General features: G+C 55.4%; 19 protein-coding genes. 3 read left to right on the forward strand and 16 right to left on the reverse strand.

Annotated elements, in window-relative coordinates; translation table 11 throughout:
* Window positions 1-33 precede the first annotated feature (33 nt).
* Window positions 34-807, reverse strand: coding sequence for a YitT family protein (locus TY09_RS00295; RefSeq protein WP_035316397.1), 774 nt, complete (start codon window positions 805-807; stop codon window positions 34-36).
* 122 nt (window positions 808-929) lie between these two features.
* On the opposite strand from TY09_RS00295, the gene TY09_RS00300 reads away from it, so the two are divergent.
* The 3 genes from TY09_RS00300 (at window position 930) to TY09_RS00310 (ending at window position 4,054) form a co-directional block, all read left to right on the forward strand.
* On the forward strand, window positions 930-1,748 hold the full coding sequence (locus TY09_RS00300; RefSeq protein ID WP_009060414.1) for a MerR family transcriptional regulator: 819 nt from the start codon (window positions 930-932) through the stop codon (window positions 1,746-1,748).
* Window positions 1,749-1,991: 243 nt separating this feature from the next.
* Window positions 1,992-2,822, forward strand: coding sequence for an aldo/keto reductase (locus TY09_RS00305; RefSeq protein WP_042429890.1), 831 nt, complete (start codon window positions 1,992-1,994; stop codon window positions 2,820-2,822).
* A 20-nt stretch (window positions 2,823-2,842) separates the two neighbouring features.
* Complete coding sequence (locus TY09_RS00310; RefSeq protein WP_042429893.1) at window positions 2,843-4,054, forward strand: GNAT family N-acetyltransferase; 1,212 nt, start codon at window positions 2,843-2,845, stop codon at window positions 4,052-4,054.
* A gap of 417 nt (window positions 4,055-4,471) precedes the next feature.
* On the opposite strand, the gene TY09_RS00315 is transcribed toward TY09_RS00310, so the two are convergent.
* From TY09_RS00315 to TY09_RS00385, 15 genes are all read right to left on the reverse strand, one after another.
* Window positions 4,472-4,972, reverse strand: coding sequence for a nitroreductase family protein (locus TY09_RS00315; protein ID WP_042429895.1), 501 nt, complete (start codon window positions 4,970-4,972; stop codon window positions 4,472-4,474).
* A gap of 87 nt (window positions 4,973-5,059) precedes the next feature.
* Window positions 5,060-5,755 (reverse strand): MBL fold metallo-hydrolase, encoded by a 696-nt coding sequence (locus TY09_RS00320; protein ID WP_042429898.1) that lies wholly within the window; start codon window positions 5,753-5,755, stop codon window positions 5,060-5,062.
* Between the two features lie 303 nt (window positions 5,756-6,058).
* Entirely contained in the window at window positions 6,059-6,781 is a 723-nt protein-coding gene (locus TY09_RS00325; protein ID WP_042429900.1) for a tryptophan synthase subunit alpha, read from the reverse strand.
* Between the two features lie 5 nt (window positions 6,782-6,786).
* Window positions 6,787-7,929, reverse strand: a complete 1,143-nt coding sequence (locus TY09_RS00330) for an iron-containing alcohol dehydrogenase (RefSeq protein ID WP_042430119.1) — start codon at window positions 7,927-7,929, stop codon at window positions 6,787-6,789.
* A gap of 69 nt (window positions 7,930-7,998) precedes the next feature.
* Complete coding sequence (locus tag TY09_RS00335; RefSeq protein WP_042429903.1) at window positions 7,999-8,793, reverse strand: BtpA/SgcQ family protein; 795 nt, start codon at window positions 8,791-8,793, stop codon at window positions 7,999-8,001.
* Window positions 8,790-9,548: a nucleoside phosphorylase gene (locus tag TY09_RS00340; RefSeq protein ID WP_009066401.1), complete on the reverse strand. Its 759-nt coding sequence runs from the start codon at window positions 9,546-9,548 to the stop codon at window positions 8,790-8,792. The genes TY09_RS00335 and TY09_RS00340 overlap by 4 nt, the downstream gene beginning before the upstream one ends.
* A gap of 27 nt (window positions 9,549-9,575) precedes the next feature.
* Window positions 9,576-10,529 carry a carbohydrate kinase family protein gene (locus TY09_RS00345; protein ID WP_009066355.1) on the reverse strand — a complete coding sequence of 318 codons (954 nt, stop codon included), beginning with the start codon at window positions 10,527-10,529 and terminating at the stop codon, window positions 9,576-9,578.
* Window positions 10,516-11,091 carry a cysteine hydrolase family protein gene (locus tag TY09_RS00350; protein WP_009066371.1) on the reverse strand — a complete coding sequence of 192 codons (576 nt, stop codon included), beginning with the start codon at window positions 11,089-11,091 and terminating at the stop codon, window positions 10,516-10,518. Before TY09_RS00350 ends, TY09_RS00345 begins: the two co-directional genes overlap by 14 nt.
* A gap of 43 nt (window positions 11,092-11,134) precedes the next feature.
* The gene (locus tag TY09_RS00355) at window positions 11,135-12,049 is read right to left on the reverse strand and encodes an ABC transporter permease (RefSeq protein ID WP_042429907.1); all 915 of its coding nucleotides are present in this window, start codon (window positions 12,047-12,049) and stop codon (window positions 11,135-11,137) included.
* Window positions 12,046-13,122 (reverse strand): ABC transporter permease, encoded by a 1,077-nt coding sequence (locus tag TY09_RS00360; RefSeq protein WP_042430122.1) that lies wholly within the window; start codon window positions 13,120-13,122, stop codon window positions 12,046-12,048. The genes TY09_RS00355 and TY09_RS00360 overlap by 4 nt, the downstream gene beginning before the upstream one ends.
* A 2-nt stretch (window positions 13,123-13,124) precedes the next feature.
* Window positions 13,125-14,672 (reverse strand): ABC transporter ATP-binding protein, encoded by a 1,548-nt coding sequence (locus tag TY09_RS00365; RefSeq protein ID WP_042429910.1) that lies wholly within the window; start codon window positions 14,670-14,672, stop codon window positions 13,125-13,127.
* A gap of 37 nt (window positions 14,673-14,709) precedes the next feature.
* Entirely contained in the window at window positions 14,710-15,936 is a 1,227-nt protein-coding gene (locus TY09_RS00370; protein WP_042429912.1) for a BMP family lipoprotein, read from the reverse strand.
* A gap of 155 nt (window positions 15,937-16,091) precedes the next feature.
* Window positions 16,092-16,817 (reverse strand): GntR family transcriptional regulator, encoded by a 726-nt coding sequence (locus tag TY09_RS00375; protein WP_009066351.1) that lies wholly within the window; start codon window positions 16,815-16,817, stop codon window positions 16,092-16,094.
* Between the two features lie 331 nt (window positions 16,818-17,148).
* Window positions 17,149-18,015, reverse strand: a complete 867-nt coding sequence (locus TY09_RS00380; protein ID WP_042429915.1) for an EamA family transporter — start codon at window positions 18,013-18,015, stop codon at window positions 17,149-17,151.
* Window positions 18,016-18,052: 37 nt separating this feature from the next.
* Window positions 18,053-18,721, reverse strand: a complete 669-nt coding sequence (locus TY09_RS00385; protein ID WP_042429918.1) for a methyltransferase family protein — start codon at window positions 18,719-18,721, stop codon at window positions 18,053-18,055.

Genomic DNA, 18,721 nt, shown 5'->3' on the forward strand with positions numbered 1-18,721 from the left:
TGCAAAATGACCGGGTACACCAGCCGTGTATGGTCAGCACTCCGATACTTCCTCCAGCGCCTGATCAAAGGAATCCGGCTCTTCCGTGTTTTCCATCGGTTCCTCAGCTTCCACCGGTTCCTCAGCTTCCGTCGGTTCCTCTTCCCCGCAGACCGCACTCTCCTGATGAGCCGGGCTGCGGCCCGCGTTGTGCACAAAGTCGATCAAAAAAGACGACACCGTTACCGTCACGAGCGAATAAGCGATGCGCTCAAGCGGAATATAGGAAAGAGAAAACAGCAGCACGCTGAGGTCCGTCGCAAGATAGGCCCGCGCAATCCGGCAGCGTGTCAGCTTTGAAATGATGAGCGCCAGAGCGTCGTCTCCTCCGCTCGAGCCGCCCTGCCGCAAAATCAGCCCGCAGGCGATGCCGACGAACATTCCCCCCAGCACCGCCGCCAGCAGCGGATAGCCGGACAGATCGGGCAGCAGGGGAGGGAACTGCTCCCACAACCGGAAAAACGCCGCCAGACTGACGGTGGAAACCGCAGAGACCTTGATAAAATCCCACCCCAGCAGCCGGAACGCCAGCGCGTAGCACAGCAGATCGAGCAATGGGGAAAGGATGGACGGCGAAAGACCCGTCCAGTGGTTCAAAAGCAGAATCATGCCCAACACGCCGCCCTCGGTGATATCTACTCTCTGGTGGATATTCGTAATGCCAAAGGAGCCGATCGCAGTGCCGAGCATAATCAATAGAATCCGCTTTGCGGTAAATAATTCCTTATTTTTTTGATAAATCTCTCTCAGTCTATTCGTAACCGTCATCGTAATCTGCCTTTCTAAAAATAGAGTCGCGCATTTCATCCTTCCGCATTCACTACCTTTTCAGTATAAACTCTGGTACAATACGAATGTCAAGCCCAGTTTTTCCGAAAGGCGGCGCTGCTATGAAAGAATATTATAAAATCAGTGAAATTGCAAAGCTGTACGGAATCGGTGCGGATTCGCTGCGCTACTATGAAAAGATCGGCGTGCTGCGGCCCCGGCGCGCCGAGAACGGCTACCGCATGTACGGCCTGAAGGATATTTACAAGCTGAGCATCCTGCGCGATCTGCGGCGGCTCGATTTTTCGGTGCCGCAGATTCGGGAATACCTGGAGCAGCAGAGCGTTGGCCACACGCTGACGATGCTGGAGGAGGAGCACCAGCTGCTGCACCGGCAGCTGCAGGAGCTGAAGAACCGGGAGGAATCCCTGCAAAAGCGCATCCGCTCGCTCACCGAGGCGCAGAGAGTCACACCCGGCGTATTCGAGGTTCGGGAATTCCCCGCGCGGCCATGCCTGCGGCTGAATGAATACATCACCCGCGACGAGGAAATGGACTTTGCCATCAAAAAGCTGCACCGAACACACGAAAGCCGCATTCAGGATTTTGGGAATCAGGCGATCGGCGCACAGGTTTCGCGGGAGGATTTGGACAACGGACTGGAAAATGTATTCCGCTCAGTGTTCTTTCTGCTGCCGCCGGGTGATGAGGAATCCGATTTTATTCTGCCCGCCGGGCTGTACCTGACGTGCTGCTACCGCGGCGAATATGCGCAGAGCCCCGGCAAAATCTGGGAAGCGCTGCGCCATGCCGAAGCGGCGCGGCTGCGGGTGACCGGCGACCCGTTTGAGCTGTATCTCATCGACAACCGCGACACGATCCTGCCGCAGGAGTTTCTCACAGAGATTCAGATTCCTGTGGAAACAGGCGCTGCGCTGTAAGGGTAAAACCAAAATCGGAAGATTCCGGCAAAAGTTTTTCCTTTCGCATCTATTTTTCAATTGACGCAGACCACCCGAAAAGGGTTATAATAGAATCAAATCATTGGAAAAGCACTTTTCCATGAAACAGCGATTCTTCTCCCGCTTTTGGCGGGAAAGGAGTACGGAGGCTTTTTTGAGAAGGAATGCTTCCAGAAGCAAATCACTCCTGAAAGAACAAACGGAAAGAGAGGAATAACACACATGGAGCTGAGCGATTATAAACTGGGAATGGGTACCTGGCAGATGGCAGAAAACCGCACCCCCGACCTGGAAGAACGCCGGGCGCTCTCTTTCGGAATCGAAAACGGCCTGACGCTGATCGACACCGCCGAGATGTACGGCAGCGGCAGTTCGGAGACTCTGGTAGGCGAGGTTATCCGCCCCGTACGCCGGGATTCCCTGTATCTGGTCTCTAAGGTTTACCCGCATAACGCATCACGGAAGAAAATGAAAGAGGCGTGCCACGCGTCCTTGCGTCGTCTGGGCATCGATACCCTTGATTTGTACCTGCTGCACTGGCGCGGCAATGTGCCGCTGGAAGAAACCGTTTCGGCCTTTGAAGAGCTGCAGCGGGAGGGCTGTATCCGGCGCTGGGGCGTTTCGAACTTTGATGTTGCCGATATGGAGGAGCTTTGGAGCGTGCCGGGCGGGAACGCCTGCGCTGCGAACCAGGTGCTGTACCACATCGCTTCGCGCGGGGTTGAGTTCGATCTTCTGCCCTGGCTTTGCGGGCACCATGTTCCGCTGATGGCTTATTCCCCTCTGGCGCACAGCACGCGCTACCGCAGTGCGATTGCGTCGAGCACCGCGCTCCGGGAAATCGCCGAGGAGCACGACGTTTCCATTTATCAGATCATGCTGGCGTTTCTGGCCCGGCAGGAAAATGTCGTCGCCATTCCAAAAGCTTCGAATGTAAAGCATGTAGCGGAAAATCTGAACAGCCTGAATATCCGGCTGGCACCGGAGGAGCTGCGGCGGATCGATCTGGATTTTGCCCCGCCGACGGAAAAAACCGAACTGGATATGCTGTAAGCAAAGACAAAGGAGCATTTATGAGCAGAAGAAAACAGCTGAAAATGAAGCCGGTGAGCGTGAAACACCTGGAGCAATACAATCAGCTGCTGCGGTATGTCTTTCAGGTCACTGACCGGGAGCTGCACCAGACAGGCTGGGAAGACGAAGAAATTATGAAAACCAAATTTCCCGTGCTGCAGCGGGCCGACGTGCTGGGGTGGTTTGATGGCGACAAGCTGATTTCACAGGTGGCGGTGTACCCGTTTCAGGTGCGCATTTTTGACCGCACCTACGACATGGGCGGCCTGACGGGCGTCGGCACCTACCCGGAATATTCGAATCAGGGCCTGATGCACAAGCTGCTGTACAAGGCGCTGGAAAACATGCGGAACAAAAAGCAGTCCATTTCTTATTTGTACCCCTACTCCATTCCCTACTACCGCAGAAAGGGATGGGAGATCGTCTCTGACCGCATCACCTATGAAATCAACGACTACCAGCTGCCGAAAAACAAACAGGTTCCCGGCGAGGTGGAGCGCGTAGACCCGGAAAGCAAAGAGCTGCGGCAGGCTTACCACCGCTATGCGATGCAGACGCACGGCGCCATGCTGCGCGACGACCTGGCCTGGGACGAATACTGGCGATGGGATCTGGACGACCTGATGGCGGCGATCTATTACAATGAAAAGGGAGAACCGGACGGCTATGTGCTGTACTGGATTTCGGACGAGGTCTTTCGCATCAAGGACATGATCTTTGTGGACGAAGCGGCCCGCAGCGGCCTGTGGAACTTTATCAGCGCACACTTTTCCATGATCTCGAAGGTGATCGGCGACATTTACACCGATGAACCACTGGCATTCCTGCTGGAGGACGCGGACATCAAAGAGACGATTTCCCCTTACATTATGGCGCGCATTGTAGACATCGAGCAGTTCATCGCCCAGTACCCTTTCAAACCGGACACCGGCGTACGCGAATGGACTTTTACGCTCGACGACCCGATGTTTTCGTGGAATCAGGGCGTTTTCACGCTGAGCATCACCCCGGAGGGCCAGGGAAGTATTGCGCACAGCACCCGGCAAAGCGGCGACAGAATCGATATTCAGACCATGACGACAATGCTTTTGGGCTATAAGCGGCCCGACTACCTGCATAAAATCGGCCGGATTCACTGCAGCCCCGAAACGGTAGACATGCTGGAGGACGCTATTGAGCAGCAAACACCCTATTTTTCGGACTATTTTTAATTCAAAATCCGGTTTCTAAAAATAGGAATTATTTTTGTTTTAAAAAAATTCATATTTTATAAACAACTTACACATATTTTTTCTGTATTATTATGACAAAGAGAAACGGAACCTGGGGTAGACAAGCTTCCCCTTCCTGAAGACAGAGATTACTATTCAGCTTTTTGCATACAAATTCCCTTGCAAGGACCGCGCTGGAATTGCCCGAATCGCTTGACGGGAATCCCGGCGGCAAGTAAGAAGCTCTGTTCCTTTCTCTACCGCCAGAATGCCTTGGCTGTGCCCGACAGTCCAAGGCTCCAAAGAACCAATTAAACCAAGCAGCGTGAAGCCGGAATCGTCCGGGTCGCGCTGCTTTTCCTTTCTTCATGAAAAAAACCGGGCCGGGGAAGCGTGTGCTTCCCCGGCCCGGTCTTTTTACCATCTGTCTTTGTGAATTCTGCCTGGATCGAACCGATCGATCTCACCGCGGCTTTCCGCCGGGTGGCCTACGGAAAGGATACACAGCGGAACAATATTCTGCGGCAGATGCAGCAGCTTTGCAAGCGGCTGTACCCTGCCCTGCTCCGGGTAAACGCCAAGCCAGACGGCGCCGAGCCCCAGCTCCTGCGCCATCAGCAGAATGTTCTGTGCAGCCGCCGAGCAGTCCTGCACCCAGAAGCCGTTGAGCTGATCACGGTTCAAATCGCCGCAGACCACAATGGCGCAACCGGCTTCCAGCAGCATTTTGGAGAAAGCATGAAACTTCGGGATTTCGTTCAGCACCGCACGATCGCGAATGACGACGAATTCCCACGGCCGCTCGTTGCCCGCGGAGGGCGCGGCCATGCCGGCCCTGAGCAGCTGCTCGATCATTTTCTCCGAAACCTGCTGCGAGGTGTATTTTCGAATGCTCCTGCGCTGAAAAATTGCGTTCATACTCGTTTCCTCCTATTCCGTGTGTCATACCATTTTACACCGAAGCTCCGCGCGCCGAATGGGCGGGACCACGGCAAGCCTTCGCGTTCAGGCAGGAATCCACCGGCCGCCGTGGTAGCAGATGAGTTCCTTTGCTCCATATTCCAGAAGCTTTTGCATCGATTCCTGTGCCCGGGGCATATCCAGTGTATACTGCGGGTTCGGGAGTACCGGCGCGCCATTTTCCAGCGCGATGGCGTCCCCGGTGATCAGTGTCTGGAATTCCTGCAGATACAGCGAGGTATGCCCCGGCGTATGGCCCGGCGTCGCCAGTACGATGCAGCCGCCGCACCAATCCAGCACGTCGCCATCCTTTACTTCTACATCTACCGGAACCGGCTGCACCCTTTTCAGCAGCGCACAGAACGCCCTGCCGAATTCCTGCTGTTCCGGCGGGAGCTGCTCCTGCATGGCTTCGGCCTGTGCAAGACGCAGGGATTTCTTTGCACCGGAAATATACGGGGCCTCTTCCCTGCCGGCCACCACCTGAACACCCGGATATTTGCTTTTTAGATCCGCCAGCGCGCCCATGTGGTCGTGGTCCTGATGCGTAATATAAACGTGGGTCAAATCCCGGGCGGAAAAGCCGCCTTCCGTGAGCGCCTGCTCGATTTGGGGAAGAAACCCGACATAGCCGCAGTCTATTAGTACCAGATGAGAAGCATCCTGCAAAACCACCGGGTGAATGACTTCATGGGCCCCTCCAAACTGGGCGCTGATATTGAATACAGTCAATTGGTTCATAATCGTATTCCTCTTTATTTCTATCTAAAATTCTTTTGATGTACCCCACTGCCCGCCGTTTCCGACCGTCTTTATTATACCCGCCAAAAGCATTTCTGTCGATTCAGAAACTGCGCCCACAAACAAGCTCCCTTTTTGAGCACTTTACCCGTGCGGCCCGCTTTGAAACAACAAGAGCCCCCTGCCGCAGCACTGCAGCAGGGAGCTCGATCAAAATTTCGGCACGCGGATCGCGAGGCATCGGGGGATGTTCAGTGTTCTGCGTGCCAGCCCGTGCGGAGCTTTACCGCAGCGGGCCGGAGCTTAGTGCTGATCCGCACGCTTAAACGCTTGAATCGTTGCTTTCAGCTCCTCAGGCTTATTGTAGAGCTTTAAGACGGTACTGCCGACAAAGGCGCCGTCGCCGCCGGATTGCTGCACCATTTTGAAATCCTCCGGCGTGGAAACACCAACGCCGCAGTAAATTTCACGGCTGATGCCGCTTTCGCGCAGGTGGCGGATGCAGTCTGCCAGCGTGGGATATTCGGGGTTGATTTGCCCCGGGCCGGGTTTTGCCTGCATATAAACAAAGCCATTCGACTGTTTGGCGGATTCTACTTCCTCAGGGTGCATTGGGAATTGCACATAGCAAGAAACACGCATTCCCCGCTCGATCAGGCGGTTTTTCGCGGTTTCATCCGAAAGGCCTACGAAGATCAGGTCCTCCAAACCATTATTCAGGCAGAAATCTGCGAATTTTTCCACGCCGATTTCAAGTACGGTATTCTCATAGCAAAGCACGATGAGCCTTACCTCGGGGTGTTCCGCTTGGATTTTCAGGATGTTCTCCATGTAGCGCTCATAGTCGTCGCATGCGCTCAGCGCGGATGCCATTCGCCCCGCGATGTATTCGCTTTCCAGATACGGATTGCGGGAGGGCAGGTCGATTTCAATGATATCGCAGCCGCCCTCGGCGTAGATTCCGGCAATTTTAGCGCTCTCTTCCAGATTGGGGTACCCGTTTGAGAGGTAGCAAATCAATTTCATGGCATTCATCCTTTATAAATTCTTTGGAACAGCTCGGCAAAGCCGGAAGCATCCGGAATGATCGGATTCGTTTTGGTGCAGCCGTCCGCAAGGGCCATTTCGGCCATGGGGGCCAGCACCGCCTCGTACGCCGCCTGATCGGGAACCAGCTCCGCAATCGAAGCGGGGATTCCAAGCCGCTGATTCAGCTCGCGCACCGCGGCAGCAAAATCTGTTTTGCCTGCCAGCGCCGCCAGCTCGCCGTAGCGCCGGGCCGCTTCCGGGTCCGCGGAGTTATACGAGATAATATACGGCAGAACCACCGCGTCGGCCAGGCCGTGCGCCAAGCCGAAATAGCTGCCGAGCGTATGCGCGATGGAATGGACGATCCCCAGCGAAACGTTGGTAAACGCCAAGCCGGCGACCATGGAAGCGTTCTGCATTTTCTCGCGATAATCGAGATTTTCGCCCTCTTCATACGCTTTGGGCAGATACTCAAACACATCCCGTACCGCCTGTGCGGCCAGCGTATCGCTGACATAGTTGGCTCTGCGCGAAACATACGCCTCCACGGCGTGGGTCAGCGCGTCCATACCTGTTTCCGCTGTGATCTTTTTCGGCATCGAGGCCGTTACCTCGGGGTCGCAGATCGCGATGTCGGGCATCATCTCCATATTGCCGATGCCGTGCTTTACCTTGTGCTCGTCGGTGATCACGATGCTGCGGCTGACCTCGCTCGCGGTGCCGCTGGTGGACGGAATGCAGACCATCCTCGCTTTCGTGCGCAGTGGTGGAAACGGGTTCGGAGCCATGATGTCCGCAAGGCTGGTCAGCTCGGGATGCTCATAGTAAATCCACATGCCCTTCGCCGCGTCCATGGCGGAGCCGCCGCCCAGCGCCACGATCACATCGGGTTCAAATTCCAGCATGGCTTTTGCGCCCTGCATCACGGTGGCAAAGCTCGGGTCGGGCTCTACGCCCTGGAATACCTCGGACACAAGGCCCGCTTCCTTCAGGTAGCCGCATACTTTATCTAAAATGCCGTTTCTCGCAAGGCTGCCGCCCGACATCACGATCATCGCACGGGTTCCCTTGATCGTTTTTACATGCTCCAGGCAGCCTTTCCCGAACATCAGCTCGCTGCCCGCAAGCTTCATTGCCCTCATGATTGCCATATATGCCTCATCCTTTCTTTTTTGGGGCCGGGGCCTTTCCCCGGCACCGTTTGGCGGAGCGTGTTACCGCAGCTCGTCTGTCAGCGCTTTTGTCAGCTCATAAGAGATCGGGTTGGTAAGCACGCCGCCCTCTTTCAGGCCGCTGCCGATAATCGCGCCGTCGGCGATCTTCATCTGCTCGCGCACATTCCCCGTGTTGACGCCGCTGCCCGCCAGAACCGGGAGGCCGACGACCTTTTTCACACGCTCAATGATCTCGATCGGTGTTTCCTGCCCGATGCGCGTGCCGGTGACGATCAGCGCGTCCGCTCCGCTGTCCTGCGCGGCGCGGGCGGAATCCTCCAGACTGATGTTCGGCATTACCACGGTGGTGTGCTTGACCTGAATATCGGCAAAAATGCGAATGTGCTCCGCGCCCAGATCCTTGCGGTAGCGCACGGCCTGCGACGCGCAGGGCGGAATGATGCCGACCCCGCCGTAATGCACCGTATCCACAAACACGGGGATGCGCACGAACTCCCCGCCGATAGCCTGCGCAATCGAAATGGCAGACCGGTAGTCATTCATGGCAGCGTCGATCCCGATGGGCAGAGACACGCTCTGCCGCACTGCCATCGACACGGCGGCCATCGCCGTGCTCTGTGCCGTTTCGAGCTCGATCAAAAACGGATCGTCGCCCATATTTTCAACGATAAGGGCATCCACACCCGCCTTTTCCAGCGTAACAGCGTCCTCGACGGCGAGCTGTATGATCTTCTGCATATCGCCTTCGTAGCGGGGGCTCCCCGGCAGCGGGCGGCAGTGCACCATACCAATAATAAACGGGTGTCCTTTTCCCAGTAAATCCAGCTTGCTCATGCTTTCTGCGCTCCTTCCTGATGCAGCTTATAGAGTCCTTCCAGAACAACGCGGCAGAGAAGATCCTCCGCGTCGGTTCTCTCCTGTCCGCGCAGCTCATCCTTCAGATTCTCCAGCACCGTAACCAGCGTGACAATGCAGGCGCGAACGCCCATCAGCGACGCCAGAGTGAGAATGCAGCTGCTCTCCATATCGATCCCGGCGATGCCCAAGCGTTTGAGCCGGGCAAAGGTGTCGGGAATTTCCACGCCGCGCTCTTTTGAAAGGCGCGACTCCTTCATCTGCGAATAAAAACCGTCCATCGTGCAGTTGATGCCGTTATAGTATCCCTTGCCGTGCTCTGCCACCGTGCGGTTCATGCAGTCGATCAGGCCGATATCCGCAACGGCGGGGTAGCCCTCCGGCACATAGGTTTGGCTGGTGCCCTCTTCCCGCATGGCCGCCGATGGAATAATAAACTGCCCCAGCAGCTCGTCTTTGAGCGACATCACTGTTCCCATGCGCACGGCGACCTTCATGCCGCAGGCATACATCTCCTCCATGGCGATGGCAGCCGACGGCGCGCCGATACCGGTAGAGGTCACGGTCACGGGCATCCCGCGGTACTCGCCGGTATAGGTATTGAACTCCCGCGAAAAGGCCACATGCTCCGCGTTTTCCAGATATTTGGCCAGCACCTCCACCCGCCACGGGTCGCCGGAAAAAATCACGTAGGGGGCGATGCTTTCATCTGCTTTCAAATACAATGATTTCACGCAATCGTTGCTCCTTTCTCTTTTCCGTCAGCGCTGCCGCTGCTGGAACTCCCGGTACCGCTGCAAAAGCTGCTGCAGATCGGGGGCGTTGGTGCTGCAGCCCATTTTTTCCACCACAAAGGAGGAGAGGATACTCCCCAGATTGCAGCATTCCACGGGCTCATAGCCATTTAAATACCCGTATAAAAAGCCCGATAGATACGCGTCGCCGGAGCCGGTGGTGTCTATGACATGCTCACAGCGCGCGATGCGCATTTCGGCCATATCGTAGCCCTCCGGCGTTTTTCGGTAGCAGATGCTGCCCCGGCTGCCGAGGGTAATGACGATCACATCCGCGTTCCCCTGCTCAAACAGCTCCGTGATGGAACGCATGGAGTACAGCCGTTCAATGGTTTCCCGCTCCGCGTTATTGGCGAAGATAACCCGGCTGTACCGCAGAACCCTGCGCAGAAATTCCGGCGGAAACGCGTCGAAATCCGATTTCATGCCGAACACCAGCGGCAGGCCGTTTTTCTCACAGCGCTCCAAAAATTCCAGATTATCGGGGTAAGAGCCGACGGTCATCACGCCGAGACGGCTTTCCTGAAACCAGTGGTCCTCCATCGGCCCGGCATATTTGGCGTGCATGGCGCCGGGATAAAAGACCGTAACATGGTCTTTCTCCGCGTCTTCCAGCAAATAGCAGTTCGAGGTTGTTTCGCCCGGCACCTCAGCAATCGCGCCCATGCAGACGCCGCCCTTATGCAGGTAATCGTAAAACCCGATTTCCCGCCAGTCCTCACCCACACGGATATAAGGCACCGCTTTCATTCCCAGGCGTGCCAGCTCATAGGCGATATTCACCGAGCAGCCGCCATAATAGATTTTCGCGTTATCCGCGTTTTCCACCAGAGAGGTAAAGCCCACCCGCAGCGGCGACAGCACCTTGATGATGCGGTCCATGCTGACATAACCGCTCGTCAGAACATCATACTGTTTCATCGGCTTCCTCCCGGGCGAGCAGCGCCTCCAATTCCCCCAGCGGCAGCACGTGCCCCAGATACTTGTGGATATCCGTCAGGTGCACCTCGTTGACCACCGGGTCGTTTGTTGCCACACAGTCGCGGACCACATGCACCTCGTAATCGAGATTATAGGCGTCCGTCACCGTGGCGCGGATACAGCAGTTTGTTTTCGTGCCGACCACAATCACCCGGCGGATGTCGTGCTCGCGCAGCACCAGATCAAGGTCTGTGCCGAAAAAGGCGCTGTAACGCCGCTTTTTGATCACATAATCCTGCGGCAGAACCTCAAGCGATGGGTCGATTTCTTCCCCTCCGCTTCCCTCAATGCAGTTCGGGCGCATCGAGGTCAGATTTTTGTCGGGCTTGCCCTTGCGGTAGCAGTGCTGCAAATACACCACCAGCGCTCCGTACTGCCGGCAGATGTCTACCGCTTGCCGGATTCTCGGCAGAATCTCTTTGTTCTGCGGGTAATACACCAGCCCGTTTTCGTTGGTAAAGTCATATACCATATCCACGACCAGAATCGCGGTTTTCTTCATACTGCTTCACTCCCAGCTTTGCTTTTTTCACCGGTTGGGGTGATCATTCCGCCTTAAATCCACGCACATGGTTGTTCCGGAGCTGCATGGCCGAAACGACCGCCAAAATCATGATGATCATAAAATACGGCAGCGTATTCAGCAGGCCCGAAGCCGGCCCGGCGGAAATGTTCAGATTGATTGCCAGCGCCTGCATCAGGCCGAACAGCATGGCATACAGGGACGTTCTGACCGGCTGCCCCTTGCCGCAGAAAATGGCGGCGATGGCGATGAAGCCGATTCCGGCGCTCATGTTATTGGTAAAGAGCGCCATTTTCTCCAGCGCCATGTTTGCCCCGGCCAGCGCACAGCAGACCGCGCCGATCAGGATCGCGGCGTATTTGATGCGGTTGGTGCGGATTCCCACGCTGACGGCAGCCTCTTCGTTTTCACCGACAACGCGCACATACACGCCGAACTTTGTGCGGTACATGATCACCCACATGATGAAAATACCGAAAAAGCTCAAGTAAGTGAGGAACGGATGGCCGCTGAGGACCTTCCCCAAAAACGGGACGCTCTGAATGATCGGAATGTGGATTTTCAGCGCCGCAACATCCACGATGCTGTTCACATTCAAATTTGGCAGGCTCATCGCTTTCAGAATAAAGGCGCTGACCGAGGACGCAATCAGGTTAATGGCCAGACCGGCGATGATCGGGTTGCCCTTCTTTGTCACGCTCATAAAGCTGAAAACCAGCCCCAGCAGGAGGGAAATAATAATACTGCCCAGTATGCCGAGGAAGATATTTTTCGTCAGCATCACAAACAGCACGGAGGTAAAAGCCCCCATCAGCAGCATGCCCTCCAGCGCGATGTTCAGCACGTTCGCCCGGTGCGCAAAGTTGCCGCCCAGCACGCAGAGGATGATCGGCGCGCTGTACGAAAGCATGTCGTAGAGCATTCTTTCAAAATTCATGCGCTGGTCGCCTCCTTTTTGCCGCGGGAGGGAAACTTTGCTTTCAGCCGCGAGAATAACGTCGTATGTTCATCGATAAAGCGGATGGACAAGAACAGAATCAAAAGGCCCTGAATGACGCCCACGATTTCTTTCGGTACATTTGTAAAGATGCCGATGGTATCGCTGCCGGTTTTCAGCGCGCTGTAAAAAATCGCAGCAACCAAAATGCCGATGGGGCTGTGCCCGCCCAGCAGAGAGATCAGCATGCCGTCCCATCCAAGGCCGGGGGTACCGGAAAAATCGAGGGTGTACTTGAATTTTTCGCTGAGCATAAAGCCCGAGCCCGCAAGGCCGCTGAGCGCACCGCTGATGAGCATCATCACGACGATCTTCTTCGCCACGTTCATGCCGCTGGCCTCTGCAAATTCCGGGTTTCTGCCGATGGATTTGATTTCATACCCCAAACGGGATTTGTTGAACACCAGATACATCAGGATAAACACGACCATCGTCACCGGGAAGAACGCCGTCAGGCTTGTGCCGTCCAGCCGGTTCATCATGGCGGAGGACAGCACGGGCGGAGTGGACACATACCCGGAGGCCGGGTCGCGGTAGATCGTCTGCGACAGTACCCGCAGAATTTCGATGATCGCGTAGTTGAGCATCAGGGTGACGACCATTTCGTTCACATGCAGATACGCCTTGAGCAGCGCCGGTATCACCGCCAGCAGCATGCCGCAGACAACGCCCGCCAAAAGACAGATGCCGATATGCACCACGGGCGGCAAGCCCTGGAGCGTGAACCCCAGAACGCAGGCGGTAAAGGCCCCGCCAAGCATTTGGCCCTCTACCCCCATATTAAAGATGTTTGCTTTAAAGGTAATGCCGATGGCAAGGCCGGTCAGGATCAAAGGCGAGGCAAAATGCAGTGTTTTGATCAGGCCCTTCCATTCGAACAGGGTATTTTTCAGCATCAGCCCATACACCGTCAGCGGGTTTTCCCCGATGCAGACGATGATGATTCCGCCGACAAAAAACGCGCACAGCACAGGCAGCAGCGTATTGAACGTTTGCCGAACGATTTTCTCCATCTTCACGCGCTGCTCGCCTCCTTGCCCGTAATGCCCGCCATCAGCAGGCCGATTTCTTCCTTGGTCGCCCCCGCGGCATCCACCTGGCCGATGATACGGCCCTTATACATCACGGCGATGCGGTCGGAAAGGCTCATGACCTCGGAAAGCTCGCTCGAGATCAGAATGATGCCGACCCCCGTTTTTGCCAGATCAAGAATCTTATTGTGGATAAACTCGATCGAACCCACATCCACGCCCCGGGTAGGCTGGGACGCAATCACGACCTTGGGGTTCGAGGCAAACTCCCGGGCAATAATCAGCTTTTGGGCATTGCCGCCGGAAAGCTGTGAAACCGCGCCTTCGGGGTCTGCCACACGGATGTCGTAATCCCGGATCATATCGTCACGCTTGCAGCAGATCGCGCGGTCGCGCAAAAGCCCCGAGGGCGTACACACATCGCCGCGGCAGTGGTAGCCTGCAATCGCATTTTCTTTCAGATTCATGGTGCGGCACAGTCCCTGTGCGTAGCGGTCCTCGTGGATCATCCCCACGCCCGCCCCGCGGATATCTGCCGGCCACCAGTTGGTAATATCACCGCATTCCAGCAGAATCTGGCCCTTTGTCACCGTCATCAGCCCGGTCAGCACCTTGAGCAGCTCGCTCTGGCCGTTGCCCTCCACCCCGGCGATGCCGAGGATTTCGCCCTTATGTAAACACAGGCTGATATCGCTGAGGATTTCCTTTCCCGACAAATCGGTGGTGGTGACGTCTTTCATCTCGTACACCGACTCGCAGGAGATTTCGTGCTGTTCCTTGCTGACACGCAGCACCACGTCGCGCCCGACCATCATCTGTGCCAGCTCGCGCTCGCTGGTGTCTTTCGTATCCACATTCCCCACCACCTTACCGCGCTTGATCACGGTAACGCTGTCGGAAAGGCTCATCACCTCGCCGAGCTTATGGGTAATGACAATAATGGTTTTGCCCTGCTTTTTCAGCTCCTTCAGGTTCTGGATCAGCTCCTCGGCCTCCTGCGGCGTCAGCACCGCGGTCGGCTCGTCGAGGATCAGAATATCCACATCCCGATAGAGCATCTTCATAATTTCGACCCGCTGCCTCAGTCCAACAGACAAATCCTCCACACGGTCGGCGGCGTTCAGCGCAAAGCCGAACCGGTCGATTGCCTGCTGTACCTGCTGCAGCTGCTTTTTGCCGTTGAGGAACGGCAGCCGCACCCCTTTTACTTCCCGATTCATTTCAATGCCCAGAACGATATTCTCGCACACCGTAAGGCTGGGCACCAGCTTAAAATGCTGGTGCACCATCCCTAAACCGGCTTTGATCGCGTCAAGGGGCGATGAAAAATGAACCTCTTGTCCCTGGATCAGTATTTTGCCGCTGGTAGGCGTGAGAAGGCCGTAGAGCATGTTCATCAGGGTGGTTTTGCCCGCGCCGTTTTCGCCGACGATCGCCTTGATCTCACCCTTTTTCACTGCGAGATCGATGCTGTCGTTCGCGGTGAACTCCCCAAACTTTTTGGTGATGCCTACCGTTTCAATGACGTTCATTTTGATTCCGCCCTTTCCAGTATCGACTTAAACGGAATTACTTCGGCTGCTTCACGTTGCTCAGCGTGGACAGATCCAGTTTTTCGCCGATCTGCGCGTTCGTCACTTTGATCGAACCGTCGGTGATCTTCTTGGCTGCATCCGCGAGCTCCGCTTTGATCTCGCTCCATTTGGCTTTTGCGGCGTCGTCTGTTTTCAGAGCGGCCTCAAATGTGGAAAGGTCTGTGATTCCCGTCGCGCCGGAGGACAGCGTGTAAGAAATCTCTTTGCCGCCGTTTTCGCCGATGGTGCCTTCCACATACTGTTTGCCCAGCTCATAAACGGGAACGTTGGTGTTCTTGAGCACGCTGGTCATCACGTATCCGGGCTGCGACGCATCCTTGTTGGCGTCTACCTGAATGGAGAGCTTCTTGACTTCTTTGGCCTTAGCGTCCACGCCGTCGCCGACGGAACCGGCTACCGTATAGACAATGTTGGCTCCCTCACCGTAATAGGTACCGGCTGTGGTGGCGCCCTTCGCCGTGTCGGAGAAACCGGCATCAAAGGTGGAATACATGGTGTAGATCACGTCGTTGCCCAGCTTTTTCGCCTCGTAGTTTACGCCCTCGGCAAAGCCGTAACTGAATACCTCAATACCGGCAGACTGCGTGCCGCCGATAAAGCCGACCTTACGGCCGTCGGGCACAGCGGTAAAGGAGTATTTGGAGGGATCAAGCAGAACGGAAGCATTCTCGTTCACCGCCACGCTGAGAACGCCGGCCAGGAACGAAGCCTCGTTGACGTTGAACATGACGGAGATCACGTTCTTGTGAATGGCCTTGCCGTCTTTATCCAGGTTGGGGTTGGCGTTGAATACCACAAAGGTGGTGTCGGGGAACTGTTCTGCCAGGGGCTTTTCGCCGCCGACGCCCTCAATCAGCGCCGTAAAGTCGTATTCCAGGGAGAAAATCAGCTTGTAACCGGCCTGTGCAAGGGTTTTGAGTGTACCGGGGTAGTCTGTGGTCGCTTCGACAACCTTGACGTCCGCACCAAGCTCATCCTTGAGCTGATTGAGGCCGTTGATCGCCGTCTGGTTGTAGCCGTTGTCGTTTGCGCCCGCTGCGGAGCAGAGAAGGGCCACCTTTTTGTCTGCGGCCGGTGCTGCTGTGGAGGAAGCTCCTCCGGAGGATGCCGTACCCGACTGAGAAGCGCACCCCGTAAAGCCTACCGAGGCAGTCATTACAAGGGCAAGAACTGCGGAAAGGATTTTTTTACTGCGTTTCATTCTCTCATAACCTCCTGAACATCAATTCAATTTGTTTTATGTATGCCGTGAAAATATGAAAACGGCCGCCAAAGCACGCCTCCCCGAGATACTCTACTTTAACGGCCCGATTTCCACAAAGCTGCCAGGATTCCGGATGATCTTTCCGCTTTCTGCTAGCGGACCTGATCGATATAAAACTTATGAAGGTCGGTGCGGTACGCGCACTTAAAGGTCTCGATCACCCGTTCCTGTCCATTGATCTCCCCATAGGTATTGCATCGGAACAGAATCAGAGGCTCGCCCGCCTTTACCCCAAGATACTCGGCGGTTTTATCATGCGCCAGAACCGCTTCGAGCATGCGGCGGGCGTGGGTGATTTTCACCCCATACTTCTTTTCGATGACGGAATACAGCGATTCCTTGCCGAAATCATACTGATCCAGCCCTGGGAACAGGTCCATCGGCAGACAGGTGGTCGTGTAGTTGATGGGGGAATTGTCTGCATAATAGATGCGCTCAAGCCGAAACACCAGGCTGTCCTGCGGAATCTGCAGCGTGCGCATGCGCCGGCGGTCTGCCGGGAGCACCACAGCGCTGACCACCTTGGTGCTGGGCGTCATGCCGCGGGCCTTGATATCCTCCGTACAGCTGGTGATGGAGAACAGGTCGTGCGACATCTCTTCGCTTTTGACATAGGTGCCCTTGCCCTGCACCCGATACAGATAGCCTTCATTCACAAGGTCGTCGATCGCCTTGCGCACAGTGATCCTGCTGACGGAGAACATCTCCATCAGTTCGCGTTCACTGGGGATCAGCTCCCCGACTTTATATTCCTCGTTATTGATATTTTCCACGATGGTATGCTTCAGTACCGAATATTTCAGCGCTCTCTCACTCATAGAAACCCCTCTGTTCCGCCTTTGTAATCTGCCATATTATGCTGATATGTCGTCATGTTGTCATGACCAGTTGTATGGGCTTATTATAGTAAAGCAGATGCAAAAAGTCAATATGTTTTTGTAATATTTTTATAGAAAAGATCGCAAAAGCAAATTAAAACCATGAAAACCGCTGCTTAATTTCCCAAAATCCGCCTTTCTATATCCTGTTGCTTTTCTAAAATCCGCCGATTTTCCCAGCGTTGCTGCGGGTGGTACTATAGTACCTATCAGACAAAAATGCCCCAGTGGTGAAAATTTTCACCACTGGGGCATTTTTGCGAGCATAGATTCAAAATAACATCAAAAGAGTTCCGCCAACCACCAGCACCAGACCAGCCAGCGCCTTTTTCGGCAGGCGCTCCTGCAAAAATACGCGTGAAAAAGCGATTGTCACAAGGATGCTTAACTTGTCGATGGGTACAACCACACTGGCGGGGCCTTCCTGCAGAGCGCGGTAATAGCACAGCCAGGAAAATCCTGTGGCAAGGCCGGAGAAGACGATAAAAAGCCAGCTGCGGCGGTCGATCGTATGCAGATGCTCCTGCTTTTTGCGCAGCAACACGATCCCCCACGCCATGATCAGAACCACAATCGTGCGAATCGCCGTGCCGAGATTCGATTCGATCCCCTGGATTCCCACCTTGGCCAGAATCGACGTCAGGGCGGCGAACACAGCGGAAAGCACGGCATAAAAAATCCACGATTTCCCCGTGCTGGCCTGTTCTGCTTCCTGCCCGCCTGTGCGCTGAACCATCAGGATCGTTCCGACAGCCAGCAGCGCAAGGCCGATCAGCTTCCACGTTCCGGGCACTTCATTCAAGAATAAAAACGCCAGCACGATGGTAAGGATCGTGCTGCTTTTATCGATCGGTGTCACCCGGTTGACAGAGCCAAGCTGCAGCGCTTTGAAATAGCACAGCCAGGAAGCCCCGGTTGCGCCGCCGGACAAAATCAGAAATACCAGACTGCGCCCCGAAACGAGCGTGAGCGTACTTTCAGAACCGACCAGAAAAACCATCAGCCACGAAAACAGCAGCACAACCACCGTGCGCAGGGCCGTGGCCAGGTCGGAATCCACCTTTTGCAGACCCATCTTTGCCAGAATAGCCGTCATGCCCGCAAACAGAGCGGAACCAAATGCGAATAGAACCCACATGGTATTTTCTCCCTTTCATGCGAAAGCATCGCCTGGCTCACCAAAGCCCGGGGATCAGACGGTACCGTATTTTTTGGCAGTATTCCCGGTAGCCGGGCAGGTTTTGGAGCAAAAACCGCTCCTCGTCCAACAGGCGCACAACGATCGCGGCAATCAGCCCCAAAACTCCCGCCAGGGCCCAAAGCGAGCCGAGCGCCGGCGCGGAAAACAGCATCATCAGGCTGGCCCCGGTATACATCGGGTGGCGCACCACGCCGTAGGGGCCGGTAGAAATCACCTTCTGATCCTGCCGTATTTCAATCACCGCAGAGGTATAGGTGTTTTCCCGAAACACCAGAAAAACGATCCCGAATCCGAGCAGGACAAAGAGCTCTGACACGATACTGACACCCAAAGGAAGCGCCGACCAGTGAAATCGGTGGTCAAACCCGGCCAGCAGATAAACGGAGCAAAAGCACAAGCCCGAAATGCTTTGAATCACCTTCTGGCTTGCTTCCTGCTCCGCCATGAGCCCCACATGAAGCCGGCTCTCGAGCAGCTTGGTATCGGTTCGGAACAAATACACGGTAATCCACAGTACGGACAAAGCAAATACAGCTAGGTAAATCCATGCGGCCGGGTAGTTCCAGGTGCCCGCCGGAACAAACAGCAGTGCCCCCAGAACAGCAAGCAGAAACAAGGCGCCGCAAAACGCTTTTCCAACCAA

Source organism: Faecalispora jeddahensis (genome assembly GCF_000577335.1).
Lineage (GTDB): Bacteria > Bacillota > Clostridia > Oscillospirales > Acutalibacteraceae > Faecalispora > Faecalispora jeddahensis.